The sequence below is a fragment of the Bacillus cereus group sp. N6 genome (genome assembly GCF_016483705.1).
Classification (GTDB): Bacteria; Bacillota; Bacilli; order Bacillales; family Bacillaceae_G; genus Bacillus_A; species Bacillus_A wiedmannii.
Genome location: NZ_JAEHBI010000219.1, coordinates 1 through 436 on the forward strand (window position 1 = coordinate 1; position 436 = coordinate 436).

Consider the following 436-nt stretch of genomic DNA (forward strand, 5'->3'; position numbering starts at 1 on the left):
CCTTCAGAATCAGTATTTGTACCTCAAGGGAAAGTAATGTTCTTTGTTAAAGGCGAGTACATTGCAGCGATGGGTGGAACGGAGCCAATCAAAAAGTTTGAAGAAACTCTAGCTTTAGAAGATGCAACGCTTTATATCGCTAAACAATATGCTACAGGTAAACCAAAGGATAAATACACTTCACAAGTTTACACATTAAAACTTGAGGAAGTAACGCCACCAACACAAGGGTGATGTAAATGGACACAGTAATTTCAGATGTAACATTACAACAATTCAAAGACAGGATGCACTTAGGGGATGATGAAGATGATAACCTAAAGCGCATTCTTTCTACATCTAACAAGGCATTACTTAGGGTTTGTGGAGCATATGACATAAACGAAGATGAGACGTTCAAAGAATTAGTTTTTGAGCGTTCTCGTTATGTTTATAA

1 protein-coding gene and 1 pseudogene are annotated in these 436 nt (G+C 37.2%); both read left to right on the forward strand.

What is annotated here, in order from left to right; translation table 11 throughout:
- A pseudogene (locus JDS99_RS31025) lies at nt 1–234 on the forward strand (phage major capsid protein); the annotation flags it as partial.
- A gap of 5 nt (nt 235–239) precedes the next feature.
- Nucleotides 240–436, forward strand: a 197-nt coding sequence (locus JDS99_RS31030; RefSeq protein WP_199696505.1) for a hypothetical protein, incomplete at its 3' end; no start/stop codon positions are given.